This window comes from Streptomyces sp. NPDC002896 (assembly GCF_040295225.1).
In the GTDB taxonomy this organism is placed as follows: domain Bacteria; phylum Actinomycetota; class Actinomycetes; order Streptomycetales; family Streptomycetaceae; genus Streptomyces.
In genome coordinates, this window is sequence record NZ_JBEOVA010000010.1 from 26,031 (window position 1) to 50,954 (window position 24,924).

Sequence of the window (24,924 nt, forward strand, 5' to 3'; positions counted from 1 at the left end):
CGGCGATGCAATTTACAGAATTGCTCGGTAAATTCACTCCGCATGACCGCTGCACAAGCAGACCTTGCACGTGCCCGACAGGACTTTGCGGAATTGCCCGCCGCGAACCGGCTCGACCGTCCGGAGGTGGCGGACGGATCCGCGATCTGGCGAATCGCCAGAGACTCGAAGACCCTCGATCTCAACTCGTCGTACAGCTATCTGCTGTGGTGCCGTGACTTCGCCGGCACCTCGCTCGTGGCGCGCGGCGCCGACGGCGAGCCGGTCGGCTTCATCACCGGCTACGTCCGGCCCGAACGCCCGGGGACCCTGGTGGTCTGGCAGGTGGCGGTGGACGAGGCGCACCGGGGCCGGGGCCTCGCCGCCGCGCTCCTGGAGGGGCTCACCTCCCGGGTGGGCGCCGAGCACGGGATCAGCTCTCTCGAGACGACGATCACGCCCGGCAACACCGCCTCGGAGCGGCTGTTCACGTCGTACGCCGAGCGGCACGGCGCCCAGGTCGTACGGGAGGTGCTGTTCGACGCGGCGCTGTTCCCCGACGGCGGGCACGACCCCGAGGTGCTCTACCGGATAGGCCCCCTCGGCCCGCTCGACTCGCTCGATCCGCTCGGCGACTGAACGCACGCACTCCCGCACCGTTCAGTCCCTCCACCGATCACTCCCCCCACCCCATCTCCCAGGAGATTCGCTGTGACCATCACCCAGCCCGACCTGAGCGTCTTCGAGACCCTGGAGTCGGAGGTGCGCAGCTACTGCCGCGGCTGGCCCACCGTCTTCGACCGTGCGCAGGGCAGCCGTATGTACGACGAGGACGGCCACGAGTACCTCGACTTCTTCGCCGGCGCCGGCTCCCTCAACTACGGCCACAACAACCCGGTGCTGAAACGCGCGCTGATCGACTACCTGGAGCGCGACGGCGTCACGCACGGTCTGGACATGTCGACGACGGCCAAGCGTGCCTTCCTCGAGTCGTTCCAGAACCTCGTCCTGCGCCCGCGCGACCTGCCGTACAAGGTCATGTTCCCGGGCCCGACGGGCACCAACGCCGTCGAGTCCGCGCTGAAGCTGGCCCGGAAGGTCAAGGGCCGCGAGGCGATCGTGTCGTTCACGAACGCCTTCCACGGCATGTCGCTCGGCTCGCTCGCCGTCACCGGCAACGCCTTCAAGCGGGCCGGCGCGGGCATCCCGCTCGTCCACGGCACGCCGATGCCCTTCGACAACTACTTCGATGGCACGGTCCCGGACTTCCTGTGGTTCGAGCGGCTTCTGGAGGACCAGGGCTCGGGCCTCAACCAGCCCGCCGCCGTGATCGTCGAGACGGTGCAGGGCGAGGGCGGCATCAACGTCGCCCGCCCCGAGTGGCTGCGCGCCCTCGCGGACCTGTGCAAGCGCCAGGACATGCTGCTGATCGTCGATGACATCCAGATGGGCTGCGGCCGCACCGGCGCGTTCTTCTCCTTCGAGGAGGCGGGCATCACGCCGGACATCGTGACCGTGTCCAAGTCCATCAGCGGCTACGGACTGCCCATGTCGCTCTGCCTGTTCAGGCCCGAGCTGGACATCTGGGAGCCGGGCGAGCACAACGGCACGTTCCGCGGCAACAACCCGGCGTTCGTCACGGCCGCCGCGGCCCTGGAGGCGTACTGGTCCGACGGTCCCGCCATGGAGAAGCAGACCCTCGCCCGCGGCCAGCAGATCGAGCAGGCCCTGGTCGCGCTCGCCGACGAACACCGGGACGAGGTCAAGGAGTACCGGGGCCGCGGCCTGGTGTGGGGCGTCGAGTTCCACGACAAGGCGCGCGCGAGCGCCGTTGCGCAGCGGGCCTTCGAACTCGGCCTGCTCATCGAGACGTCGGGCCCGGAGAGCGAGGTCGTCAAGCTTCTTCCGGCCCTCACCATCACGCCCGACGAGCTGGAGGAAGGGCTGCGGACGCTCACCCGAGCGGTGCGCGAAACCGCAGCCTGACCTTACGAACAACGAAGAAAGGCACCAACTCACCGTGATCGTCCGATCGTTCAAGGACATCGAAGGCACCGACCGGCATGTGAAGGCCGAGTCCGGCACATGGGAGAGCAAGCGCATCGTGCTCGCGAAGGAGAGGGTGGGCTTCTCCCTGCACGAGACGACCATGTACGCGGGTACGGAGACGTCGATGTGGTACGCGAACCACATCGAGGCCGTCCTCTGCGTGGAGGGCGAGGCCGAGCTGACCAACGACGAGACCGGCGAGACGCACTGGATCACGCCCGGGACGATGTACCTGCTGGACGGCCATGAGCACCACACGATGCGCCCCAAGACGGACTTCCGGTGCGTCTGCGTCTTCAACCCGCCCGTGACAGGACGGGAGGAGCACGACGAGAACGGCGTCTACCCGCTGCTGACAGAGGAGGCCTGACAGCCCATGACCACCATCACCGACCTGTACCCGACCCGTGGCGCCTCGGAGGTGGCGGTCCCCCGGCAGGACCCGGTCGTCTGGTCGGCGCCGGGCCACCCGGGGCCGATCGCCGCGGCCGACCTCGAGTCGTACGAGCGCGACGGCTTCCTGCCCGTGGAGCAGCTGATCACGCCCGACGAGGTCGCGGTCTACCGCGCCGAGCTGGAACGGCTGATCACCGACCCGGCGGTCCGCGCCGACGAGCGGTCGATCGTGGAGCCGAAGTCGCAGGAGATCCGTTCCGTCTTCGAGGTGCACCGGATCAGCGAGGTCTTCGCAGGCCTGGTGCGCGACGAGCGGGTGGTGGGCCGCGCCCGGCAGATCCTGGGCTCGGACGTGTACGTCCACCAGTCGCGGATCAACGTCAAGCCCGGCTTCGGCGCGTCCGGCTTCTACTGGCACTCGGACTTCGAGACCTGGCACGCCGAGGACGGTCTGCCGAACATGCGGACCGTGTCCGTCTCGATCGCCCTGACCGAGAACTTCGCCACCAACGGCGGCCTGATGATCATGCCCGGCTCGCACCGGACGTTCCTGGGCTGCGCGGGCGCGACGCCGACGGACAACTACAAGAAGTCGCTGCAGATGCAGGACGCGGGCACCCCGTCGGACGAGGCGCTGACGAAGTTCGCGGACCGGCACGGCATCCGGCTGTTCACCGGCCCGGCGGGCTCGGCGACCTGGTTCGACTGCAACTGCATGCACGGCTCGGGCGACAACATCACCCCGTATCCGCGCAGCAACGTCTTCATCGTGTTCAACAGCGTGGAGAACGCGGCGGTGGAGCCGTTCGCGGCGCCCGTACCGCGGCCGACGTTCATCGGCGCGCGGGACTTCACTCCGGTGAAGTGACCGCGTAGGGCTGGGGCGGGCTCGGCATCCCTTCGGGTGCCGGGCCCGTCGTGCTTTGCACCCGCGAGTGGGTCAGCCGGACAGGGCGTCCAGCAACCGGTCGACGTCCGCGGCCGAGTTGTAGAGGTGGAAGGCGGCCCGCAGATTGCCGGCCCGGTCGGAGACCTCGATGCCCGCGCGGCTCAGCTCCGGCTGCAGCCGGCCGAGCCCGGGGACGGAGACGATGGGCGACCCGGGCGCGGGCAGCGGCTCGTGGCCCAGCGAGGCGAGACCGGCGCGGAACCGGTCGGCGAGCGCCAGGTCGTGGGCGCGCACCGCCTCGACGCCGATCTCCTCGACCAGCGCGAGCGAGTGCCGCGCACCGGCGTACGAGTAGAGGCTGGGGCTCTCGTCGAACCGCCGTGCCGAGTGGGCGAGTTCCTCGACGGGTCCGTAGCAGCTGTCCCAGGGGTACTCGCCCGCGACCCAGGACGCGAAGACCGGGCTCAGGCCGCCGAAGTCCTCCGGAACGACGAGGAAGCCGACGCCGCGCGGGCAGACCAGCCACTTGTAGGTGACGGCGGCGGTGAAGTCGTCGGCGTCCGCGTCGAGGGGCAGCCAGCCGGCGGCCTGGGACACATCGACGTACGTCCGCACGCCGTGCGCCCGCGCGGCCGCGCGGATCGCGGGCAGGTCGGCGATCCGGCCGTCGGCGGACTGCGCGGCGCTCACGGCGACGAGCGCCGTGCCCGGGCGCACCGCCTCGGCGAGGCCGTCCAGCGGCACGGCGCGCACCTTCAGGTCCCGGCGGATGTGGAACGGATTGACGACGGAGCTGAAGTCGGCTTCGGCGGTGAGGACTTCGGCGCCCTCCGGCAGCGAGGCGGCGATGAGCCCGCTGTAGACGGCGACGGACGCCCCGGCCGCGACGCGGCTCACCGGGACCCCGGCGAGCCGGGCGAAGGAGGCGCGCGCGGCCTCCACGTCCGCGAACATGTCCGACGGCTTGCCCGCCGCCACGGACTCCACGGCCTGCTGCATGGCGGCGACGGTACGGGCGGGGAGAAGCCCTGTGCTCGCGGTGTTCAGATAGATCGTACGGGGCGCGAACTCGGTGGCGGCAAGGCTGCCTGCGAGAGTCTCCATGGGGCCACTGTGCCGCCCCTCCAACCCGTGGTCCATCGGGTTTCTCTTAGGGGAACCACTAAGGATTCCTTATGTTTGCCCGCTGATCTGCGCTGGACCGGCCTGGCTGAACGGCCCGCATGGCCGCCCCGGACGACCGGCCCGGACGACCGGCCTAGATCACCGGCGGGCGCCCCAGGCGGGTCATCCGCCACACCGTGGTCCATCGCATGGGCCGCCGCCCGCCGCACGGAGTGCGTACGCCCTCGATGAAGCCGCCCGCCCAGGCCCGCAGACCGCCCAGCGACCGGGTGCGGGCCAGGGTGAGAAGGGTCCAGGTGCCGAGGTAGAGAGGGATGAGCGGGTAGGGGAGGCGGCGTCGCGCCAGCCAGACGCGGTTGCGGGCGGTCATCCGGTGGTAGACGGCGTGCCGGGCCGGCGAGGTCTTGGGGTGCCGAAGGAGCAGTTCCGGCTCGTAGAGGATCTTCCAGCCGGCGTCGAGGGCCCGCCAGGCGAGATCCGTCTCCTCGTGGCAGAAGAAGAAGTCCGCCGGCCAGTTGCCGATCTCGTCGAGCATCGGCATCGAGAAGGCGTGCCCGCCGCCCAGGAACGCGGTCACTGGGCCGCGGCGCATCGGGTCCTTGGCCCGCAGGCGCGGCACGTGGCGACGCTGGGTCTCGCCATGCTCGTCGGCGATGCGGAATCCGACGATCCCCAGGCGCGGGTCGCTCGCGAACAGCTGCTGGACGGTGCGGAAGACGTCGGCGTCGACCAGCAGCCCGTCGTCGTCGAGTTCGATGACGACGTCGACGTCCCCGAACTCGCGCAGCCTGGAGATGGCGACGTTCCGTCCGCCGGGGCAGCCGAGGTTGTCGTCCAGCTCGATCACGGTCACGTCGCCGGGGAAGTCGGGGAGCGGGGAGCCGTTGCCCACCACCACGATCCGGGACGGCTGCACGTCCTGCTTGGCCACCGCCTCAAGCAGCGCGTCGACCTCCTTGGGCCGGTTGCCCATGGTCACGATGGCCACACCCAGGCGCGGTTCGGACACGGGAGGTCTCCTCATCTCGGCGACGGTGCCGGTGATCGTAGCCGTTCACCGCGCCGCCCACCCGCAGACGGGCCCTGTTCAACTCGCCCTCGAACGCCGGCACGGCGTGACGACGCCGTGCCGGCAGGCGATCGCAGTGGTGCCGTTACCGCTGGGGCACGGCGCAGCCGTCAGGCCCGCACGCCTCGCCGTCCCCGTCCGTGGCGGTGGCGATCGTGGTCAGCGGCGCGCGGCTGCTCCAGGCCTGCTCAAGGGCCTGGGCGAAGACATCGGCGGGCTGGGCGCCGGAGACGCCGTACCTGCGGTCGAGGACGAAGAACGGCACGCCGTTGGCGCCCAGTTCGGCGGCCTCGCGCTCGTCCGCGCGCACCTCTTCGGCGTACCGGGCCGGATCGGCGAGCACGGCGCGCGCCTCTTCCGCGTCCAGGCCGGCGGTGGCCGCGAGCTCCACGAGACGCTCGTCGTCGCCGAAGACGGACCGCTCCTCGGCGAAGTTCGCCTGGTACAGCACGTTGATCAGATCGTCCTGCCGGCCCTGCTCCTTGGCGAGGTGCAGCAGCCGGTGCATGTCGAAGGTGCTGCCGTGGTCGCGGCCCTCGGTGCGGTACGCGAGGCCCTCGGCTGCGGCCTGCGCGCCGAGGTTGTTCTCACCGGCCTGCGCCTGCGCCTCGCTCATCCCGTACTTCTTGGTCAGCATCCCGAGGACGGGCTCGGTGTCGCCCTTGGCGCGGTGCGGGTCGAGCTCGAACGAGCGGTGCACCACCTCGACGTCGTCACGGTGCGCGAAGGCTCCGAGCGCCTTCTCGAAGCGGGCCTTGCCCACGTAGCACCAGGGGCAGGCGATGTCGCTCCAGATCTCGACGCGCATGTCTACGGCTTCTCTCCACTCGTACGGCCGCGGAGACGCCCTCCGCAACCGTAGGTGAACGTTCAAGCAGCCCCGCTCATTCCCCCGCCACCGAAAACCGCAGGTACAGGTGGTGGTCGCCTTCGGCAGGCGGGTTCTCCGGATCGGGGATCCAGCCCTGACGGGCGTAGAAGGCCTGGGCGCGCTGGTTGTCGACGTGCACATCGAGGACGGCTGTCCGCTTGCCGTCGGCACGCCACTGCTCGACGCAGGCGGCGTGCAGCTCGGTGCCGATGCCGGTGCGCCAGTGATCGGGATCGACGTGGAACTGGAAGAGCTTGACCATGTCGGCGGGGGCGCCTTCGGGGGTGCGGAAGGAGGCGATGGCCGCCAGCCGGCTGTCGCGCACCGCGCACAGCACATGACCGTCGGGGCGGTCGACGGCCCCGCGCCAGACGGCGTGCCAGTCGACGCCGTCGTCCGGGAGCCCGTCCGGGTAGTACGTGGCGCGGGCGCGCACGTGCAGTTCGGCGACGGCCGCCGCCTCGGCGGGCAGGGCGGCCCGGATCTCCAGGGACCCGGTGGTTCGGTGCGCTCTGATCATGCGGCGGAGGACGTGCCGCGGGCCTCGGCGGTTCCGATGCGGCTGAACTGCGCCCGGTACGCACTCGGCGTGAGCCCCGTCCGTCGGACGAGGTGGCCGCGGAGGGAGTCCGCAGTGCCGAGGCCGCAGGCCCGGGCCACCTGGTCCAGAGGCAGGGCCGTCGTCTCGAGGAGTTCCTTCGCGCGCTCGATGCGCTGGTGCAGCAGCCACTGCAGGGGGCTCACGCCGCTCTCGGCGTGGAAGCGGCGGGTGAGGGTCCGCACGGAGACGCCCGCGTGCCGGGCCAGATCCGTGAGGGTGAGCGGCTTGTCGAGGTTGCGCATCGCCCACCCCCGGGTGTCGGCGCACGCGTTCCCGCGCTCCGGCGGCAGCGGCGTCTGAGTGAACTGGGTCTGCCCGCCGGGCCGTACGGGCGCGACGAGGGCGCGCCGGGCCACCTCGTTGGCGACCGCGGCACCGTAGTCGGTCCGGATGATGTGCAGGCAGAGGTCGATCCCGGCGGCGTATCCCGACGCGGTCATCATCTGCCCGTCCTGGACGTAGAGGACGTCGCCCTTGAGGTCGAGCGCCGGATAGCGCTGGCGCAGCTCCTCGGCGAGCTCCCAGTAGGTGGTGGCGCTGCGCCCGTCGAGCAGCCCGGCCTCGGCGAGCACGAACGCGCCGCTGCAGATGGAGGCGATCCGGCGGCCGTCCGCCGCGGCCTCGCGCACGGCTTCCACGGTGCGCGGGTCGGGCTCGTAGCGGTGTCCGGTGCCCGCGACGAGCACGGTGTCCGCCTCCCTCAGCGCATCGAGACCGCGGTCCACGTGCAGGCCGAGCCCTCCCGTGGTGGTGATCGGGCCGGGCTCCGGGGTGCACACCGTCACCTCGTATCCCGGACGGCCGTCCACCTCGACCTTCTCGAAGATCATCTCGGGGATCGCGAGGTTGAACATCGACACGGGGGACGGGGCGATCACGGCGATACGGTGCGCCCGGCCCGGCAGGGGCTGCGGCGAACCCGCACGGGACTGCGGCGCCCGCGACCGGCTCGGCGACGAGGAGGGCATGGCCAGAACCTCCGGATGTATGGCATTCAGGCCACTACTGTACGCGCCGGCGGATCGAGACGCTGGGGGGCATGTCAACGAACTCCGTTACGCACACCTCTGGTTCGACCGCATCAGGTGCGCCCGGCGGCTCCGGCGATCCCGGGGGCCCCGGTGCCTCTCACCGCCCCTCGCCCACTCTCACCCTCACCGCCGCCCTCCTCGGCTTTGCGTTGATCACGCTGGACGCCTCGGTGGTGAACGTGGCGCTCCCGGCGATCGGCGACGCCCTGGGCGGCGGGATGTCCGGGCTGCAGTGGGTCGTGGACGCGTACACGCTGGCGTTCGCGGCGCTGATGCTGTCCACCGGCGCGTTCTCCGACCGGGTCGGCGCCACCCACGCGTACGCGATCGGCGTCGCGGTGTTCACGCTGGCGTCGGCGGCCTGCGGCCTGGCCCCCTCGCTGCCCGTACTGATCGCCTCCCGCGTGGTGCAGGGCGTGGCGGCGGCGGTGATGCTGCCCGCCTCGCTCGCACTGGTGCGCCAGGCATACGCGGACCCGGCGAAGCGAGCGCGCGCCGTGGCGGCGTGGGCGGCGGGCGGCTCGGCGGCCGTGGCGCTGGGCCCTGTCGCGGGCGGCGCGCTCACCACCGCATGGGACTGGCGCGGCATCTTCTTCGTCAACCTGCCGCTGGGCGCCGTGGCGCTCGCGCTGCTCGTCCGCGCCCCGCGCTCGGGGCGCCGCCCGGCCCCGCTCGACCTGCCGGGTCAGCTGGCTGCGGTGGTCGCGCTCACGGCGCTGACGTTCGCGGTCATCGAGGGGGGTACGACGGGTCTGGTCGCGCTCATCGTCGCGGTGGCGGCCACCGTGGCGTTCCTGAGGATCGAGGCGCGGCAGCCGCACCCCGTCGTACCGCTCGGCCTGTTCCGCGACCGCACGGTGGCCGTCACGGTCGCCGCGGGCGCGGCGTGCAGCGTGGCCTTCTTCGGCATGGTCTTCGTCTTCTCGCTCTTCTTCCAGCAGGTGCAGGGGCGTTCGGCGCTGAACGCCGGGCTGATGTTCCTGCCGATGACCGGGCTGATCGCGGTGACGAACATCGTCGCGGGCAGGCTGGCGGGCCGTTTCGGTCCGCGGGTGCCGATGCTCGTCGGCCAGGTGCTGGCCGTGGCCGGGCTGCTGCTGGTATTGGGCGTCGATGCGCACACGCCCGGTCCGGTGCTGGCGTTCATGCTGGTGCCGCTCGCGCTGGGCTGCGCGCTGACCGTCCCGCCGCTGACCGCCGCGATGATGGACGCGGTGCCGGCGGAACGCGCGGGGCTTGCCGCGGGTGTCCTCAACGCGGCCCGGCAGGTGGCGGGTGGCCTGGGCATCGCGGCCTTCGGAACGCTCGTCTCGGACGGGTTCCTCGCCGGGATGAGGATCAGCCTCCTGATCAGCGCGGGGTTGCTGGTCGCGACAGCCGTCGCGACGCTGCGTCTCCGCCGGGGGACGGCGTCATAACCCGGCGATGGGGCACTGCGACGCCGGTCCCGGCGGCAGTGCCCCGCGCGTGTCAGGTGCCGTCCCGTCCCGCGAGTGTCAGGTGCCGTCCCGCAACCCCTGCGGCCAGTTGGGCCGGAACTCGATGCTGTCGAAGACGGCCACGCACCCCTCCCCCACCGGCGACTGCGCCATGAAGCCGACGAGGGCGGCGGCCGACTCCTCGGTGTCGCCGAGTGTGAAGAGGCGGATGAAGGTCCACTCCTTGCCGTCTCTCGACGCGTGGAAGGCGAACGCCCTGTCGGTGCGGCTGACGCGGAGCCAGACGCTGCTGCCGTCCACGACGAAGGAGTTGGCGTCGTCGGAGTGGCCCCGGGTCACCACCGTGCACACGGTGGGCAGGTCGGGCGAACGCTCCAGGCAGAGCTTGGCCCACGCCCGCTCGCCGACGTGCACGTACAGCACGCCCGCGTCGAAGGCCGCCGCGAAACCGACCGTGACCTGGGCGATCAGCTGGAAGTCCCCTTCCGGCGCACCCAGCAGCCGGGGCGCGTCGGATGCGGGGTCCATGGCCTCGCCCGTGGGAGGGACGAACCGGTCCTGGCGGGCGCCCGCCCAGCCCGTGAGTGTGCCGTCCTCGTACGACCAGTGGCCGTCGGGGCCGTAGGTGCGCAGCGGGAACGGGAGTTCGGGGAGTTCGAAATCCATCGCCACAGTGTTCCAGGTGGGCGGGGTGTTCCGCCCACGGATCGGGCATACGTCGGTGCGGGCCGCGGGCGCTCGTCGGCTGTGCCCGCGGCCATGCGTCGGCGTAAGCGGCTCAGATCTCCATGCGCCCGTTGAACCGGCGCGGCAGCCCCAGCGGGTTGTCGTCGCGCAGCTCGGGCGGGAGCAGGGCCTCGGGGGTGGTCTGGTACGTGACCGGGCGCAGCCAGCGCTCGATCGCGGTGCCGCCCACCGAGGTGGAGGTGGACGTGGTCGCCGGGTACGGGCCGCCGTGGTGCTGAGCCGGGGCGACCGCGACACCGGTCGGCCAGCCGTTGACGAGCACGCGCCCGGCGAGCGGGGTGAGTTCGGCGAGGATCTCCGCGCCGTTGCCCTGACCGGCGACCTCATCCGACGAGAGGTGGACGGTGGCCGTCAGGTTGCCGGGCAGGCGGGACAGTACGGCGGTGACCTCCGCCTCGTCCTCGTAGCGGGCGACCACCGTGACCGGGCCGAAGCACTCCTCCAGGAGGACGTCGTGCTCGCCCTCGGCGGCCAGCTTGGCGGCGGGCACGGTGAGGAAGCCGGGTGCGACGGTGTGCTCGCCGCCCGCGCCGGGGGTCACCGGGGCGTCCACGTCGGGCAGTTCGGCGCGCTCGCGGACGCCCGCGACGAAGTTGTCGCGCATGCGGTGGTCGAGCAGGACGCCCGCGTCGGTGTTGCTGACGGCCTCGGTCAGCGACTTCACCAGGCGGTCGCCCTCGGTGCCGGACGGCGCGAGGACGAGACCCGGCTTGACGCAGAACTGGCCGACGCCCAGCGTCATCGATCCGGCGAGGCCGGTGCCGATCTGCTCGGCGCGCTCGGCGGCCGCGGCCTCGGTGATCACGACCGGGTTGAGCGAGCCCAGCTCGCCGTGGAACGGGATCGGCACGGGACGGGCCGCTGCCGCGTCGAACAGCGCGCGGCCGCCGCGTACCGAACCGGTGAAGCCCGCGGCCGCGACGAGCGGGTGCTTGACGAGCTCGACGCCTGCCTCGAAGCCGTGGACCAGACCGACGACGCCCTCGGGGATGCCGTGCTGGGCGGCGGCCCGGCGCAGTACCGCGGCGACCAGCTCGGACAGCGCCGGGTGGTCGGGGTGGGCCTTGACGACGACCGGGCAGCCCGCGGCGAGCGCGCTCGCGGTGTCGCCGCCGGGCACGGAGAAGGCGAAGGGGAAGTTCGAAGCCGAGTAGACGGCGACGACGCCCAGCGGCACCTTGTAGCGGCGCAGGTCCGGGACCGGCGGGGTCGCGGTGTCGTCGGGGTGGTCGATGACGATGCCCAGGTAGGCGCCCTCGTCGACGATGCCGGCGAAGGCCCGCAGCTGGTAGCAGGTGCGGGCGAGCTCGCCGGTCAGCCGGACCGGACCGAGCGCGGTCTCGGCGTCCGCGGCCTCGACGAGCTGGTCCTTGGCGCCCTCGAGGAGATCCGCCGCGGTCCGCAGGAAAGCGGCCCGCACGGTGCGGTCGGCCAGGGCTCCCCGGGCGGCGTACGCGGCGCGGACTGCCTGGTCCACCTCCTCGGCTGTGGCCTCCACCGCAACCTGCTCGCGCTGCTTCCCGGTTCGGGGGTCGACACTCCAGACTGGTGCTGCTGCCACCGCGGGTCCCTCCTGATGTAATGCCGCAATTCTTGTGCCACTCACCAGGGCTGTTCGATATGCTGAACGCTGTCTCTGATGATGAACTCATCTCGGAGACTATTTCCCGGCGAACGAAGGGGTCAAGGGCGATGTCGGCTGGCGAGACGGGCGGCGGGGCGCAGGTCAAGTCCGCGGTACGGACCGTGGAACTGCTCGAGTACTTCGCCGGCAGGCCCGGAATGCACTCGCTGGCCTCCGTCCAGGAAGCCGTCGGCTACCCCAAGTCCAGCCTCTACATGCTGCTGCGCACGCTGGTCGACCTGGGCTGGGTCGAGACGGACGCGACGGGCACGCGGTACGGCATCGGCGTACGCGCCCTCCTCGTCGGCACGTCGTACATCGACGGCGACGAGGTCGTGACGGCCGCCCGCCCGACGCTGGACCGGCTCTCCGACGACACGACGGAGACGATCCACCTGGCGCGCCTCGACGGTACGAACGTCGTCTACCTCGCCACGCGCCAGTCGCAGCACTATCTGCGCCCCTTCACACGCGTCGGCCGCCGGCTGCCCGCCCACTCGACGTCCCTGGGCAAGGCGCTGCTGGCCACGCACACCGACGAGCAGGTGCGCAAACTGCTGCCGGAGACGCTGCCCGCGCTCACCGAGCACACGATCACCGACCGCGAGAAGCTCATAGAGGAGCTGCACCAGGTCCGCGAGCAGGGCTTCGCGGTGGACCGCGAGGAGAACACGCTCGGCCTGCGCTGCTTCGGCGTCGCGATCCCCTACCGCACCCCGGCGCGCGACGCGATCAGCTGCTCGGTGCCGGTGGCCCGCCTGACCGCGGCCCACGAGCAGATGGTCAAGGACGCCCTGTTCGACGCCCGCGACCGCCTGACACTCGCCACGCGCCGGCTCTGACCCTCGCCGCCCGCAGCCCGCCGGGCCTCGCCGCCCATCTACGCCCACGTACGCCCGCGGACGCCCGCCACCCGCAGACTCTGACGCCCGCCCCCGGAGGCTCTGATGCATGTACTGCTGCGCGAGGTCCACGACAGCGATCTGCCGGTCTTCTTCCGGCAGATGAACGACCCCGAGGCGCTGCTGATGGCCGCCTTCACCGCCCAGGACCCGTCGGACCGGGCCCGCTTCGACGCCCACTGGGCGCGCATCCGCAACTCGTCGGACGTCGTGCGGACGGTCCTCGCGGATGGCGACGTCGTGGGGAGCGCGGCGGTGTACGGAGAGCCGGGCGAGCGCGAGGTGACGTACTGGATCGACCGAGCGTACTGGGGCCGCGGGATCGCGACGGCCGCTCTTCGGGAGCTGCTGGCACTGGTCCCTGAGCGCCCGCTCTACGCCCGCGCCGCTGCCGACAACGCAGGGTCTCGCCGGGTCCTGGAGAAGTGCGGCTTCGGGGTGACGGCGCACGCCAGGGGTTACGCGAATGCCCGGGGCGAGGAGATCGACGAGGTGGTGCTGATCCTGAAAGGCTGAGCGGTCGTCACCGACTGTGAACGGCGCATACCGGCCGTGAACCGCGTATGAAGAATTCCTGAGAAACCGGGCCGAACGGCACGAGACGGGAACGATCCGCTCCGCCCCGCTCGTCCTTCTGGGCGGCATGAACAAAACGATCAGGCGCGCTTCGGTCTTCAGCCTGCTGCTCGTGCTCGCCCTGCTGGTCAGGGCGACGTGGGTGCAGTTCTACGAAGGCCAGGCCCTCGCGGACAACAAGAACAACCGGCGGATCGCGATCGAGAAGTACGCGTATCCGCTGGGCGACATCATCGTCGGCGGAGAGGCGATCACCGGCTCCGAGCGGACGACGGGCAGCGACCTCGCGTACAAGCGCACGTACAAGAACGGCAAGCTGTACGCGGCGGTGACGGGCTACAGCTCGCAGGTGTACGGGGCGACCCAGCTCGAGGGGATCTACCAGGACCTGCTCGACGGCAAGGACACCCGGCTGAAGAACCCCGTCGACACGGTCACGGGCAAGCGCGCCGATCCCGGCGATGTCGTCACCACCATCGACCCGGACGTGCAGAAGGCGGCGTACGACGCGCTCGGCGGCAAGAAGGGCGCGGCCGTCGCCATCGATCCGTCCACGGGCAAGATCCTCGGCCTGGTCTCGACGCCGTCGTACGACCCGTCGGAGATCAGCGGCACCACGGACTCCGCGGCGTGGAGCGCGCTGACCAAGGACAGCGACAAGCCGATGACGAACCGTGCGCTGCGCCAGCCGCTGCCGCCGGGCTCGACGTTCAAGCTGGTCGTCGCGGCGGCGGCGCTCGAGGATGGCCTGTACTCCTCCGTGGACACCAGGACGGACAGCCCGAACCCGTACACGCTGCCCGGCACGACCACGGTGCTGAGGAACGAGAGCTCGTCGGCGCCCTGCGAGAACGCCACGATCCGCACCGCCCTGCAGTACTCGTGCAACAACGTCTTCGCGAAGATGGCCGTCGACCTGGGCCAGGACAAGGTGAAGGCGACGGCGGAGAAGTTCGGCTTCAACGACGCCGAGCTGGATGTGCCGGTGCGGGCGTACGAGAGCGTGTATCCGTCGGACATGGACAAGGCGCAGACGGGCCTGTCCGGTATCGGGCAGTTCGACGTCACCGCGACTCCGCTGCAGATGGCGATGGTGTCGGCGGCGATAGCCAACGGCGGCGAAATGGTGTCGCCGCACATGGTGTCGCAGATCAGCGACGCGGACGGCAATGTGCTGAGGGACTACGACGACAGCACGGACACGAAGCGGATCGTCAGCTCCTCTACGGCCGAGCAGCTGCAGTCCGCGATGGTCACGGTCGTCGAGGAGGGCACGGGCACGAACGCTCAGATAGCCGGCGCGACGGTGGGTGGCAAGACCGGTACGGCACAGCACGGCGAGAACAACAGCAAGACGCCGTACGCCTGGTTCACCTCATATGCGAAGGACGACAGCAGCGGCAAGGAGGTCGCGGTCGCCGTGGTCGTGGAGCAGTCGGACGCGGCCCGCTCGGAGGTCAGCGGCAACGGGCTGGCGGCGCCGATCGCGAAGGCGATGATGCGGGCCGCGCTGCAGCAGAACTGAGCCGCCGCGCTCCCAAAGGGCCGTCCGGCCCCACAGGCGAGGGCCGCCCCCAGTCCCCCGGGGGGCGGCCCTCTTTGTCACTGAGTGGTCACTTCACGCCGAGCAGCTGCTCCAGCGGGTCGATCGCGAAGTAGACGAGGAACAGCGCGGAAGCGGCCCACAGCAGCCAGTGCACCTCGCGGGCCTTGCCCAGGACCGTCTTGATGACGACGTACGCGAGGAAGCCGGCGCCGATGCCGTTGGTGATGGAGTACGTGAACGGCATGACCGCGATGGTCAGGAAGGCGGGGATCGCGATGTCGTAGCGGTCCCAGTCGATGTGCTTGACCTGCGTCATCATCAGGAAGCCGACCGCGACGAGGGCGGGGGCGGCCGCCTGCAGCGGGACGATCGTGAGCACCGGCGTCAGGAACAGCGCCAGCGCGAACAGGCCACCCGTGATCAGGTTGGCGAAGCCGGTGCGCGCACCCTCGCCGACGCCCGCGGCGGACTCGATGTACGAGGTGCTGGAGGACGCGGACGCGGCACCGCCGGCGACCGCCGCGGCGCCGTCGATGAGCAGGACGCGGCCGAGGTTCGGCACCTTGCCGTCCTTGTCGAGCAGCCCGGCCTCGGCGCTGATGCCGACGACCGTGCCCATCGTGTCGAAGAAGTCCGACAGGATGAGCGTGAACAGCAGCAGGACCACGGTGATGACGCTGACCTCGCCGAAGGAACCGAAGAGGCTGAAGTCGCCGAGCAGTCCGAAGTGCGGGGCGGAGACGATGTCGTCCGGGATCTTGGGCGTGGTAAGACCCCAGCTCTTCGCGTCCACGTCCGCGACCGCGTTGATGACGATGGCCAGCGCGGTCATCACGACGATGCTGATGAGGATCGCGCCCTTGACCTTGCGCGCCAGCAGCCCGATGGTCAGCAGCACACCGAGGCAGAAGACGAGGATCGGCCATCCCGCGAGCGTGCCGGTGCCGCCGAGCTGAACCGGCACGGTGGTGCCCGCGACATCCGGGATACGGGTGACGAACCCGGCGTCGACGAAGCCGATGAACGCGATGAACAGGCCGATGCCGACGCTGATCGCCTGCTTCAGCGGCTGCGGAATGGCGTGCATGACGGCTTCACGGAGCCCGGTGACGACCAGGACGCAGATGAGCAGGCCTTCGAGGACCACGAGGCCCATCGCGTCGGGCCAGCTCATCAGCGGGGCTATCTGGAACGCGACGACGGCGTTCAGGCCGAGACCCGCGGCCAGCGCGAGCGGAAGGTTTCCGCCGACGCCCATGATCACGGTCATCACGGCGGCCACCAGCGCGGTGGCGGTGACCAGTTCGGGCCCGTCCAGCTGATGGCCGAACTTGTCCTTCGCGCTGCCCAGGATGATCGGGTTGAGCACGAGGATATAGGCCATGGTGAAGAACGTGGCGAAGCCGCCGCGTATCTCACGGGCGAACGACGAGCCCCGGGCGGTGATGTGGAAGAACCGGTCCACAGGGCTGGCGGCCGTGCCGCCCCCCGGCGGCCGACCGGTCACCTGGCTCGTCTTGCTGGTCTCGGGCATGGGATCGGGCTCCTTGGATCATGCATGCGGATGCTGGCTGGATTGTTCCCGTGGTGAACGCGTTTCAGGTTTTCTCCGTGTTACGGAAAGGGTTCGGCGAATCGTACGAGCCTGTGCACGCCGTTCGAATCCCTGTGTGGTCACTGGTACGCTCTCGCTCCTCGCCTCGGCGAGCACGGGGGCACCACAGACCGCACACATCACGGACACCACCGCACGCGTCTACCCGCATGCATGCGAGCAGCGCAGGGGGAAGGGGAGGAATCCGTGGGCACTGCCGTCGACGACCCGGCCGCGGAGTTCCATGCCTTCTTCGAGAACCACTACGCCGAACTGGCCCGGCTGGCCCATCTGTTGACCGGTGAGTCCGATGCCGCGGACGATCTGGCGGCCGACGCGTTATTGGCGCTGTGGCACCACTGGGACCGGGTGCGCGCGGCAGACCACCCGGTGGCGTATGCGCGGGGCGTCGTGGCGAACCTCGCCCGCACGCGCATACGCAGCGCGGTGCGGGAGCGGCGGCGTATCGCCCTGTTCTGGTCGCACCGCGACGAACGGACCGAGAACCCGGACGTGTCGGCGGTCGTCGACGTCCAAGAGGCGCTGCGGCGGCTGCCGTTCCGCAAGCGGGCCTGCGTCGTGCTGCGACACGCCTTCGACCTGTCGGAGAAGGACACCGCGCTCGCCCTCGGCATCTCGGTGGGTACGGTGAAGAGCCAGACGTCGAAAGCCATGGCGGAACTGGAGCGGTCACTGGGCGCGGTGGACGCGCCCCGGCGGATGCAGAGCGCGGCGACCGCCACGAGACTGACCCGGCCGGCGGAAGGGAGGGACTGATGGACGACGAACTGCGCACCCGGCTGCGCGAGGCCGCCGAGGCCCACCAGCCTGACCGGGCACGGATGCTGGCGCGCATCGAACGCGGCATGGCCGCCCCGGATGTGTCCGGTTCCCACCGTCTTTCCCCGCGTCCGGTGCTGGCGTGGGCGCGGATCGTCGGTGCCACGGCGGCCGTTGCGGGTGTGATGGCCGTGGGCGGCTACGCGGTCGCCTCGGCCGTACGCGACGACACCCCCGAGCAGAGGGTGGCGGTGTCGCCGACCCCGGAGCCGTCGCCGTCGGTGACGACGAGCCGTGGATCGCTGCCGGACGAGACGCCGTCGCCGTCCCCTTCGCGTCGCACCTCGAAGCCGAGCCCGAAGCAGTCGCCCACGCAGGAGCAGCAGGAGCCGTCGCGCGCCCCGCAGACACCGCCCGCGGCGCGCACCGAGGACGGGCCCCTGTGGTCGGACGGGTCGGTCGACCCTGGCAGCGGCGAGTACTGGGGTCAGAGCGATGTCACGTTCAAGACGACCAAAGTACTGACGGCGCTGACCGTCGAGCTGCGCGTCGCCCAGACCGGCGGCGTCACCTCGGCGGGCGGCTGGCGGACCCTGCCCGAGCAGGACTTCACCTTCACGGTCGAGGAGAAGAACGGGTTCCTCGTCTACCGCTGGACGCTCAAGGACGGGCGCACCGTACCGGCGGGCGAGCACCGGTTCGCGGGCCAGTACAACCACGAGCCCGGCCGCCGGGACGCCGGCGACGACTGGTACGCGGTGACGGCCGAGGCGGACGGTGAACCGTTCGCGGTACGGGGAGACTTCGCGCCCGTCTCCGACGACTGACGGCACCGGACACCGGCCCGGTCCACGCTCGACGGACCCGGAAAGACCCGACAGACCCGGAAGGATCCGACGGACCCGGAAAGAACGGACCTCGAAAAAAATCTTCCGGTCCGGGGGCAACCCCTTCCCCCGGCAGCGGCAACCACAAGACGCAGAGCGTCGGTTACCCGCACCCGGAGGAACGGATCATGACCTCAAGACCCGGAAGCCGCGCACGACATCGGCGCCGCGCCAGCCGCAGGCGCGCCGTCATCGCCGGGGCCGGCGCGTTCGCGCTGACCGGTGCCGCCCTAATGACCAGTGCGATGCTCTCCTCGGCCGGCGCGGCCGCCGCGTGGCCGACCGCGAAGGGCACCCAGGCGGTCTCCTCCACCATCGAGGTCTCGGGCACGTTCGACGGCGGCCTCAAGCGGTACTACGGCAGCGGCGACCTCGGCGGCGACGGCCAGGACGAGGGCCAGGACCCGGTCTTCAAGCTCGAGGACGGGGCCGTGCTCAAGAACGTCATCCTGGGCACGCCGGCCGCCGACGGCGTTCACTGCCAGGGCAGTTGCACACTGCAGAACGTCTGGTGGGAGGACGTCGGCGAGGACGCCGCCACCTTCAGGGGCACCGCCTCGTCGGCCGTGTACACGGTGTACGGCGGCGGCGCGAGGAAGGCGTCGGACAAGGTGTTCCAGTTCAACGGCGCCGGAAAGCTCGTCGTCACCAAGTTCCAGGTGGCGGACTTCGGCAAGCTCGTGCGCTCGTGCGGCAACTGCTCGACGCAGTACAAGCGGTCCATCATCGTCAACGACGTGGACGTGACCGCGCCGGGCAGCTCGATCGTCGGCATCAACTCCAACTACGGCGACACGGCTGCCCTGCGCAGCGTCCGGATCCACGGCGACAGCAGCAAGAAGATCAAGCCGTGCGTCCGCTTCCAGGGCAACAACACGGGCGCCGAGCCCGTTCAGATCGGCAGCGGCCCCGACGGCACGTACTGCCGCTACACGGCCTCCGATCTGACCTACGACTGACGGGACCGCGTCGCCCCCCGACGTCTGAGCCCGTCCGAAGGAGCCGCCGCCTCCCTCTTCCCCCCGTGGAGGCGGCGGCTCACCACATACGCGGGTCGGTGCACGGCAGCCGATGCCCGTCCGTGGCCGCTGTCAGTTCATGGTCGATCCGATGGTGGTCGAACCGGTCGTGAGGAACGTGGTGGCGGGCAGCGAGCCGTCCGCCTTCCGGGCGCCGTAGGCGGTCGTCGCGTCGGTGGACTTGAAGGACGGTGTTGCGATGCCGCTGTCCCAGTTGTTGCCCGCGGAGACCGTGGACGAGCCCAGCTTGGACAGGCCGCCCTTGTTGCTGACGGCGAGGTTCTTGCCGAGCCGCGCGGAGCCGGTGGCGAAGTAGAAGCCGGACTCGGTGTTGGCGTAGGCGGTGTTGCGGTTGAGGTTGATCGCGCCGGTGTTGCTGTTCTCGGTGAAGCCGTGGAGCGTGTTGTTCCAGGCCGCGTTGTTGTTGACGACGTGTGCGACCGAGGCGCCCCCGCCGCCCAGCTTGAAGCCGTTGCCGTTGCCCTCGAAGGCGCTGTCGTTCCAGCGGTTCTTGCCGTTGCCGTAGGCCCAGCTGTGCTCGATGGTGACGGGGCTGGAGAACTGCCACAGGTCGAGGCCGTCGTCGGAGTTGTTGTACAGGCGTGCGCCGGTCACCTTGTTACCGGTCCCCGAGCCGAACTTGATGGCGATGCCGTCGGCGTTCTGGCCGTGGTTCGCCGCGTCGTAGTTGCCGTAACTGTCCAGGTTCTGCACGAGGTTGTTCGTCGTGCCGTCGCCGCGCAGCGTGAAGCCGGAGTCGCCGTTGTCCGCGGTGACCAGGTTCTTGAAGGTGCCGCCGACGGAGGAGGTGGCGACGAAGCCCTGGGCGGGCGAGTTCTGGAAGGTGAGGCCGGACACGGTCCAGTAGTCGCCGTAGATCCCGGCGAGCCAGGAGCCGTCGGGGAGCTTCGAGCCGTCGATCTTCACCTTCTCGCTGCCGTACGCGGTGAGGGTGACGCGGGCCTGCGGGGTGCCGTTGGCCGTGGACTTGAGGGTGCTCGTCGGGTAGTACGTGCCCGCGCGGAGCTGAATGGTGGTGCCGGCCTGGGCGTTCGCGACCGCCGACTGCAGCTGGGCGGTGGTGGAGACGACGACGGTCGTCGCGGCGCCGGCGTTGCCGGGAGCGAGGCCGAGGTAGACGCCGCCCGCACCCGCGGCGGCCGCAACCGCGGCGGCGATCGAGAGGGTGCGGGTCCTGCGGTGGCGTCCGGAACGGAAGCTCACTGCGGTTCCTTTCCTTGGGGGGTGGGACGGAGAGGGCCGGAAACCCCCTCCGGAGAGTGCCTCCGGAGGGGTCTCCCTTCCCGCTTCCGCTCCCTGGTCGCCGCCGCGGCCGGAAAGGGTTGCCGCGGGCATACGCCGGATTTTCGGGCTACGCCGCGTAGAGGCCGCCTACTCCACGTAGTAGGTCGGGTTCGGGAACTTGTACGTCTTGTCGGCGTAGCCGCCCTCGAGGTCCGAGTACTGGTCGCCGAAGTTGGCCACGATGTCGTAACCGAGCGACTCGATGTGCTTGCGCGTCCCGGACTTGTACTGCACGGTCGTGCAGGTCCAGGTGCCCGCGTTGGCACAGTCGCTCAGATACGCGGGCGGGTCCGCCTTGTCCTTCAGGAACATGTGATCGGTGTCGAGGTTCACGTCGACGCCGACCTTCTTGAGGTTCTCGACGGCGTACGGGCGCTGCACCTCGCTCAGCCCGGAGTTGTAGAAGACCTCGATGCCCTTCTTCTCCGCGTACGCGATCAGCTCGGGCGTGCCGAAGACGGCCGGGCGGTCGGCCTTGGCCACGTAGTCGGCCCACGTGGTGCCGTTGTAGGTGTAGTTGGTTCTCTTCTCGTAGTCGAGGCTGAGCAGCAGGGTGTCGTCGATGTCGAAGACGACCGCGGGCTTGACGCCCTTGTGCTCGTCTTGGGCCGCGGCCTTGGCGATGTACTTCTTGGCGGCGGCCTCGATGCGCGCCAGGTCCTGGGCGTACGGGCTGTCCTCGGACGCCTGGTAGACGCCGTTGCTGTCGAGCGTGGTGCCGTAGTAGGAGTCGATCTCCTTGACGAGGAGCCCGATGTTGTGGGGCTCGGCCGTGGTGTTCTCCGTCGGGCGGTCGGCGGAGGCGACGCCGGTGCCGTAGAGGGCGGCGCCGGCGAGGGCACAGGAGGCAGCCGCCACGGCGGCGATGCGTATGGGCTTATGCATGACAGGTGTCTACGCGCATCACATGGCGCGGCGCGACGCCCGTTGCCCGATCGATACCGTTTCCACAGGGAAAGTTGAACGACTTCCAAGAGAAAGCGGAACAACCGGGCTCCGGTCCGCGCGCGTGGTGCGCCGGGCGTCAGTCCATCGTCGCGCCGATGGTGGTGCTGCCCGTGGTCAGGAAGGTGGTCTTGGGCAGCGACCCGTCCGACTGGCGGGCGTTGTACGTGGTCGACGCGTCCGTGGAGACGAAGGACGGGGTGGAGACCCCGGAGTCCCAGTTGTTGCCGGAGGAGACGACCGACGAGCCCTTGTTGACCAGGCCGGAACCGTTGCTCACGGCGAGGTTCTTGCCCAGCCTGGCCGCACTGGTGGCGAAGTAGTAGCCCCACTTGCCGTTGGCGTAGGCCGTGGTTCGGTTGATGACGATGGCGCCCTTGTTGCTGTTCTCGGTGAAGCCGTTGCCGGCGTCGTCCCAGGCCGCCGAGTTGTTGACGACGTGCGCGACGGTCTCGCCGTCGCCGCCGAGCTTGTAGCCGTTGCCGTCGCCCGCGAAGGCCGAGTCGCCCCAGCGGTTCTTGCCGTTGCCGAAGGACCAGGTGTGCTCGATCGTCACCGGCGAAGAGAACGACCACAGGTCGATGCCGTCGTCCGAGTTGTTGTAGAGGCGGGCCCCGGTGACGAGATTGCCCGTGCCGGAGCCGAACTTGATGGCCACGCCGTCCGCGTTCTCACCGTGGTTGGCCGCGTCGTAGTGGCCGTAGCTGTCCAGGTTCTTGACCGTGTTGTTCGTGGTGTTGTCCCCGGTGAGCGTGAACCCGGAGTCGCCGCCGTTGATCGTCTTGATGTTGCTCCAGTACGTGGAGGCACACGACTGGCACACGACAGCGCTGTCCGGCGAGTTCTGGAACGTGATGTTGGAGACGGTCCAGTAGTCGGCGGTGAGCTTGAAGATCCAGTCGCCGTCGGGCAGGTTCGACCCGTCGATCTTCACGGTCTCGGAGCCGTACGGCTGCAGGTAGATGCGGCTGGAGGAGGTGCCGTTGGCCGTGGACTGGAGCGTGGCCGTGGGGTAGTAGGTGCCGCCGCGCACCTGGATGGTGGTGCCCGCCGTGGCGCCCGCGAGAGCGCTGGAGAGCTCGGCGCTGGTGTCGACCACCACGGTGGCGGCCTGGGCCTGCGTGGGGAGCACGGCGAGCCCGGCGCCGAGGGCCAGGGCTGTGGCGAGGGTGGTTGCGGTACGACGCTGCATGCTGCGGGTCCTTTCGTGGGGGGTGGAACCTCGGATGGAGCCTCTATGCGGTTCCGGGGAAGTGCGGCTGTGCGTACGGCGTCCAGTCACCGAGGTACGTCGCGCGGGTGTGCAGGCCGGCGTCGTCGGCGGTGAGCTGGGGCCGGTTCTCGGGCACGGTGATCTCCGCGCCCGGGCCTGTGTTGCGGTACTCGCGGAAGCGCATGGTCTGCCAGGGGTAGGCCTCGCGCATGTTGGTGTAGGGGGCGACGGGGTCGATGCCCGGACCGAGCCAGGTGTCCCGCACGACGAGCGACGGCCACGCGGTCGTCTCGTACGAGGGCACCCATGGCCGGGCGATCTTGTACGCGGCGTCCTCGGCACCGGACGTGACGCGGCAGCGGGCGGCCAGGAACCCGTACGGGTTGGCGCGGGCCGTCGACGGCGCGAAGACCATGCCCTCGGGCTTGAAGGCGACGTCCCGGTCAAGGGTGTGGAAGTGGCAGTGCTCGAAGACCGCCCTGGCCCGCCCGAACACGAAGTCCACGTCGCCCTCGATGTAGCAGTGCCGGTAGTAGTGCCGGTCGAAGGCGTCCAGCGCGGTGGTGTCCGCGAAGAGCGTGTCCTGATGGGCCAGGAGGCGCACGTACTCGAAGAGCGAGCGGTCCCCGGTGACATACGCGGCGACCGCCTGTGTTCCCGTGATCTCCGGGTGGTCGGCGCGCAGCCAGTCGTTGGCGAGGGTGAGGCCGCGGACCGTCAGTCCGTGGGCGGCGGAGGTGAAGGTGGCGGAGCCCGCCGTGCCGTAGGTCCCGGAACCGTCGGGCTTCTGGGTGCCGTTGGCGTTGTCGTACACGATGACGGCGTCGCGCGGGTCCCCGGACGCGCCGACGAGGGTGAGCCCGGCGGCGGTGGCGGGGACGGTGACGGTCTCGCGGTACGTCCCGGGGTGGACGACGATCGTCCAGCCGGGGCCGGAGACGGCGTCCACGGCGGCCTGGACGGAGTCGCCGGGGTGGACGTGGAGGGCGCGGCGGCCGGACGTGCTGCTCGGGGCGCCATGGGCCGGAGCGTTGCTCCCGGCGGCCAGAGCGGCCGCCGCTGCGGCGGTCAGGAGGGTGCGGCGGCGCATGTCAGCCCGCCTTCCAGGGGGTCCAGTCACCGAGGTAGACCTCACGGGTCGCCAACTCGGCTTCCTGATCGGTCAGTTGAGGCCGGTTCTCGGGCACGGTGATCTCGGCGCCGGGGCCCGTGTTGAGGTACTCGCGGAAGCGCTGGTTCTGCCACGGGAAGCCGGACGACATGTTGGTGTAGGGCGCGACCGCGTCGATGCCGGGGCCGAGGTGGGTGTCCCGGACGGTGAGCATCGGCCAGGAGGTGGTGTCGGAGCTGGGCACCCAGGGGCGGGCCAGCTTGTAGTACTCGTCCGGGGCCTCGCTGGTGACCTGGCTCCTGGTCACCAGGTAGCCGCGCGGATTGGCGCCGGCGGTGGACGGCGCGAAGACGAAGCCGTACGGGGCGCCTGCCAGGTCGGTGCGGTCAAGGGTGTGGAAGCGGCAGCGCTCGAAGACGGCGGTGGCCCGGCCGAAGACGAAGTCGACGTCGCCCTCGACGTAGCAGTTGCGGAAGTACTGGCGGGCGAAGACGTCGCGGGCGATCGAATCGGCGTACAGCGTGTCCTGGTGCCCGAGGAACCGGCAGTGGTGGAACGCCGACCGGTCGCCCATCGCCTTGATGGCGACGGCCTGGGTGCCGGTGATCTCCGGGTGGTCGGCGCGCAGCCAGTCGTTGGCGAAGGTGATCCAGCGGGCGGTGAAGCCGTCGGCCTGGACAGTTGTGGTGGCGGACCCGGTGGTGCCGTAGGTCCCACCGCCGGGCTTGGGGGTGCCGCTGGCGTTGTCGTACACGACGACGACGTCGTGCGGGTCCTCGGAGGCGCCGATCCACGTCATCCCGCTGCGGGCGACGCTGACGGTGACCGTCTCGCGGTACGTGCCCGGGGCGATGACGAGCGTGTAGCCGCCGCCGTTGGCCGCCGTGACGGCGGCCTGGACGGAGGTGTGGTCACCCTGCCCGTCGGGGTGGACGTACAGGGTCTGCTCGGTGAGCCGAGCGGCCGGCGAGCCGTAGCGGCCGAAGGGCCGCTCGGCGGTGCAGGCGCCGTCGCCGGCGGCGCGGGCGGGGGTGGCGCCGCCGAGGGCGACGACGGCCCCCGCGCCGGCGAGGAGGAAGGCACGGCGGGTGGGGAGGGGACGGGGACGATACGAGAGCATGCGGATGCTCCTTCGGAGGGATCTGTGGATGGGGCACCGTCGTGGGGCAGCGGCGCGCCGCACCCGTTGTGGGCGGCGCGCGCCACTCCCGTTGTGGGCAGCCGTT

24 protein-coding genes are annotated in these 24,924 nt (G+C 70.5%); 11 read left to right on the forward strand and 13 right to left on the reverse strand.

Annotation, left to right across the window (positions count from 1 at the left end):
- Positions 1–42 precede the first annotated feature (42 nt).
- The 4 genes from ectA to thpD all read left to right on the forward strand — a co-directional run bounded on the left by ectA (position 43) and on the right by thpD (position 3,292).
- Positions 43–618 (forward strand): diaminobutyrate acetyltransferase, encoded by a 576-nt coding sequence (gene ectA, locus ABT009_RS19780; RefSeq protein ID WP_351296123.1) that lies wholly within the window; start codon positions 43–45, stop codon positions 616–618.
- Between the two features lie 72 nt (positions 619–690).
- A complete protein-coding gene (ectB, locus tag ABT009_RS19785; protein WP_351296125.1) occupies positions 691–1,965 on the forward strand; it encodes a diaminobutyrate--2-oxoglutarate transaminase in 1,275 nt (424 codons plus the stop codon).
- 34 nt (positions 1,966–1,999) lie between these two features.
- A complete protein-coding gene (locus ABT009_RS19790) occupies positions 2,000–2,398 on the forward strand; it encodes an ectoine synthase (protein WP_351296128.1) in 399 nt (132 codons plus the stop codon).
- A gap of 6 nt (positions 2,399–2,404) precedes the next feature.
- On the forward strand, positions 2,405–3,292 hold the full coding sequence (thpD, locus tag ABT009_RS19795) for an ectoine hydroxylase (RefSeq protein ID WP_351296131.1): 888 nt from the start codon (positions 2,405–2,407) through the stop codon (positions 3,290–3,292).
- Between the two features lie 72 nt (positions 3,293–3,364).
- Here the strand turns inward: thpD and ABT009_RS19800 are convergent, their stop codons facing one another.
- The 5 genes from ABT009_RS19800 to ABT009_RS19820 all read right to left on the reverse strand — a co-directional run bounded on the left by ABT009_RS19800 (position 3,365) and on the right by ABT009_RS19820 (position 7,833).
- Positions 3,365–4,417, reverse strand: coding sequence for an aminotransferase class V-fold PLP-dependent enzyme (locus ABT009_RS19800; RefSeq protein WP_351296134.1), 1,053 nt, complete (start codon positions 4,415–4,417; stop codon positions 3,365–3,367).
- A gap of 154 nt (positions 4,418–4,571) precedes the next feature.
- Positions 4,572–5,447 (reverse strand): glycosyltransferase family 2 protein, encoded by an 876-nt coding sequence (locus tag ABT009_RS19805; protein WP_351296137.1) that lies wholly within the window; start codon positions 5,445–5,447, stop codon positions 4,572–4,574.
- A 145-nt stretch (positions 5,448–5,592) separates the two neighbouring features.
- Positions 5,593–6,315 (reverse strand): DsbA family oxidoreductase, encoded by a 723-nt coding sequence (locus ABT009_RS19810; RefSeq protein WP_351296140.1) that lies wholly within the window; start codon positions 6,313–6,315, stop codon positions 5,593–5,595.
- Positions 6,316–6,391: 76 nt separating this feature from the next.
- A complete protein-coding gene (locus ABT009_RS19815; RefSeq protein ID WP_351296143.1) occupies positions 6,392–6,898 on the reverse strand; it encodes a GNAT family N-acetyltransferase in 507 nt (168 codons plus the stop codon).
- Entirely contained in the window at positions 6,895–7,833 is a 939-nt protein-coding gene (locus ABT009_RS19820) for a GlxA family transcriptional regulator (RefSeq protein WP_351296992.1), read from the reverse strand. The genes ABT009_RS19815 and ABT009_RS19820 overlap by 4 nt, the downstream gene beginning before the upstream one ends.
- Before the next feature lie 185 nt (positions 7,834–8,018).
- On the opposite strand from ABT009_RS19820, the gene ABT009_RS19825 reads away from it, so the two are divergent.
- Positions 8,019–9,428, forward strand: coding sequence for an MFS transporter (locus tag ABT009_RS19825; protein WP_351296146.1), 1,410 nt, complete (start codon positions 8,019–8,021; stop codon positions 9,426–9,428).
- Positions 9,429–9,506: 78 nt separating this feature from the next.
- Here ABT009_RS19825 and ABT009_RS19830 read toward each other — a convergent pair whose 3' ends face one another.
- Positions 9,507–10,115, reverse strand: a complete 609-nt coding sequence (locus tag ABT009_RS19830) for a DUF1349 domain-containing protein (RefSeq protein WP_351296149.1) — start codon at positions 10,113–10,115, stop codon at positions 9,507–9,509.
- 112 nt (positions 10,116–10,227) lie between these two features.
- Entirely contained in the window at positions 10,228–11,757 is a 1,530-nt protein-coding gene (locus ABT009_RS19835) for an aldehyde dehydrogenase (NADP(+)) (protein ID WP_351296152.1), read from the reverse strand.
- Between the two features lie 131 nt (positions 11,758–11,888).
- On the opposite strand from ABT009_RS19835, the gene ABT009_RS19840 reads away from it, so the two are divergent.
- From ABT009_RS19840 to ABT009_RS19850, 3 genes are all read left to right on the forward strand, one after another.
- Positions 11,889–12,662: an IclR family transcriptional regulator gene (locus tag ABT009_RS19840; protein WP_351296155.1), complete on the forward strand. Its 774-nt coding sequence runs from the start codon at positions 11,889–11,891 to the stop codon at positions 12,660–12,662.
- Positions 12,663–12,767: 105 nt separating this feature from the next.
- Entirely contained in the window at positions 12,768–13,238 is a 471-nt protein-coding gene (locus ABT009_RS19845) for a GNAT family N-acetyltransferase (RefSeq protein ID WP_351296157.1), read from the forward strand.
- A 127-nt stretch (positions 13,239–13,365) separates the two neighbouring features.
- Complete coding sequence (locus ABT009_RS19850) at positions 13,366–14,823, forward strand: peptidoglycan D,D-transpeptidase FtsI family protein (RefSeq protein WP_351296160.1); 1,458 nt, start codon at positions 13,366–13,368, stop codon at positions 14,821–14,823.
- An 88-nt stretch (positions 14,824–14,911) separates the two neighbouring features.
- On the opposite strand, the gene ABT009_RS19855 is transcribed toward ABT009_RS19850, so the two are convergent.
- Positions 14,912–16,378, reverse strand: a complete 1,467-nt coding sequence (locus ABT009_RS19855) for an NCS2 family permease (RefSeq protein ID WP_351296163.1) — start codon at positions 16,376–16,378, stop codon at positions 14,912–14,914.
- 267 nt (positions 16,379–16,645) lie between these two features.
- Here ABT009_RS19855 and ABT009_RS19860 point away from each other — a divergent pair, with 267 nt between their 5' ends.
- The 3 genes from ABT009_RS19860 (at position 16,646) to ABT009_RS19870 (ending at position 19,064) form a co-directional block, all read left to right on the forward strand.
- Positions 16,646–17,215 (forward strand): SigE family RNA polymerase sigma factor, encoded by a 570-nt coding sequence (locus ABT009_RS19860; protein WP_351296166.1) that lies wholly within the window; start codon positions 16,646–16,648, stop codon positions 17,213–17,215.
- Positions 17,215–18,045, forward strand: coding sequence for a hypothetical protein (locus tag ABT009_RS19865; RefSeq protein WP_351296170.1), 831 nt, complete (start codon positions 17,215–17,217; stop codon positions 18,043–18,045). Before ABT009_RS19860 ends, ABT009_RS19865 begins: the two co-directional genes overlap by 1 nt.
- Positions 18,046–18,233: 188 nt before the next feature.
- Positions 18,234–19,064: a pectate lyase gene (locus tag ABT009_RS19870; RefSeq protein ID WP_351296173.1), complete on the forward strand. Its 831-nt coding sequence runs from the start codon at positions 18,234–18,236 to the stop codon at positions 19,062–19,064.
- 132 nt (positions 19,065–19,196) lie between these two features.
- On the opposite strand, the gene ABT009_RS19875 is transcribed toward ABT009_RS19870, so the two are convergent.
- From ABT009_RS19875 to ABT009_RS19895, 5 genes are all read right to left on the reverse strand, one after another.
- A complete protein-coding gene (locus ABT009_RS19875) occupies positions 19,197–20,348 on the reverse strand; it encodes a right-handed parallel beta-helix repeat-containing protein (protein WP_351296176.1) in 1,152 nt (383 codons plus the stop codon).
- Positions 20,349–20,516: 168 nt separating this feature from the next.
- Entirely contained in the window at positions 20,517–21,314 is a 798-nt protein-coding gene (locus ABT009_RS19880) for an HAD family acid phosphatase (RefSeq protein WP_351296178.1), read from the reverse strand.
- 139 nt (positions 21,315–21,453) lie between these two features.
- Positions 21,454–22,566: a right-handed parallel beta-helix repeat-containing protein gene (locus ABT009_RS19885; protein ID WP_351296181.1), complete on the reverse strand. Its 1,113-nt coding sequence runs from the start codon at positions 22,564–22,566 to the stop codon at positions 21,454–21,456.
- Between the two features lie 43 nt (positions 22,567–22,609).
- Positions 22,610–23,677: a pectinesterase family protein gene (locus tag ABT009_RS19890; RefSeq protein ID WP_351296184.1), complete on the reverse strand. Its 1,068-nt coding sequence runs from the start codon at positions 23,675–23,677 to the stop codon at positions 22,610–22,612.
- A 1-nt stretch (position 23,678) separates the two neighbouring features.
- Positions 23,679–24,818 carry a pectinesterase family protein gene (locus ABT009_RS19895; protein ID WP_351296187.1) on the reverse strand — a complete coding sequence of 380 codons (1,140 nt, stop codon included), beginning with the start codon at positions 24,816–24,818 and terminating at the stop codon, positions 23,679–23,681.
- Between the last annotated feature and the right edge of the window lie 106 nt (positions 24,819–24,924).